We start from the raw sequence: 1,395 nt of genomic DNA on the forward strand, positions 1-1,395 counted from the left end.
ATCCCGCCCATGGCCGGCCGCTACCTCGCCCCGGTGATCGGCGCCTATCGCCGCCAGTACCCCGGCGTAAAGCTGCGGCTAAGCGAGCAAGGCGGCCGCGCGCTGGAAGAAGGCGTGGCCACAGGCCAGCTCGACCTCGGCGTCACGGTACCGCCCGCCGCCGTGGCAGGCCTGGCCAGCCTCACCGTGACCCGCCAGGCACTGGTCGCGGTATTTCCCGCCGAGCGCGCACCACGCCGCGCCGGCAAAGTCCGGCTAGCCGACCTCGCCACCCTGCCCTTCGTCATGTACGAAGACGACTTCGTGCTGTATCGCGTGATCCTGGACGCCTGCGAAGCCACAGGCTTTGCGCCGCAGATTGCCGGGCAGAGCCGGCATTGGGACTTTATCGGCGAACTGGTCGCGGCCGATGTGGGCGTGGCGATCCTGCCTGCGCCAATTGCCGGGCAACTGGATCCCGAGCGGGTAGCGATCCGGCCACTGGTTGCACCCGAGCTGGTGTGGGAACTGGGGCTGGTCTGGCGGGAGGGGTATTTGTCGCGGGCGGCACGCGCCTGGCTGGTTTGTTGTGAGGAGGCGTTTGGGGCGGGGCGGAAGAATGYTATATGAGCTGTTGAGTTGGGACTAGCATCTCTTGGCCGATAGCGCACAAAGGAAACAAAGGGAAACACAATGAAGCTCACCAGCAAAATCTCCCGCTATGACAGCAGATGGCCCGCTCTTTTCGTCACCGAGAAAGAACGCATAGCCAAGGGCCTTGGCGCCGAACTTGTCGGTATTTATCACGTMGGAAGCACCGCTGTTCCAGGACTCGCGGCCAAGCCAGAGATCGACATCTTGGTTGAGGTCTCAGAACATCGTAACGAGCCAGCCCGAGACCGCTTCATGAGCGCACTGGGTTACGTTCGGGGAAGCGATCTTTCAACCGGGCACCATTTCTATCGTCGCGATGTTGACGGGGTACGAACGCACAAGGTGCATGTATGTGTCAGCGGCCACTGGCAGATTGAAAGAATGCTCCGATTTCGCGATCTTCTCAGGAACGATCCCGTTATTCGGCAGCAGTATCAGGATCTGAAATTTGAGCTCGAAGCAAGCAACCGCGGCGGCATCGCTGAGTACCTTGCGAAGAAGGCCCCCTTTATTGACGCCTTGATGGGATCGCGTCCGAGTTCAGCAAAGTGATAATGACGCAGGTGCCATTCTGCCGATTCGGACTTCGACCGCTCATGCGTCGGCTGATCGAACCCACGGCAGCAATTTGTCGATGCCTGCAAGCGGATGCTCCCGTAGACAGCAACTAGAGCGGGAACGGGAACTAGACCCGGGTTGCCGCGAATGGCCGAAACAGCCAACGGCGGTCTATGAGACCTTCGTCGCAGCCCGTAAATGGCC

2 protein-coding genes are annotated in these 1,395 nt (G+C 61.1%); both read left to right on the top strand.

Features of this window, described 5'->3' with window-relative positions:
• On the top strand, positions 1-609 hold a 609-nt coding region (locus AC1DS3_RS38675; RefSeq protein ID WP_477129369.1), incomplete at its 5' end, for a LysR substrate-binding domain-containing protein.
• Between the two features lie 63 nt (positions 610-672).
• Positions 673-1,185: a GrpB family protein gene (locus AC1DS3_RS38680; RefSeq protein ID WP_441635976.1), complete on the top strand. Its 513-nt coding sequence runs from the start codon at positions 673-675 to the stop codon at positions 1,183-1,185.
• The last annotated feature ends 210 nt before the right edge of the window (positions 1,186-1,395 follow it).

The organism is Cupriavidus sp. 01L46, assembly GCF_056399905.1.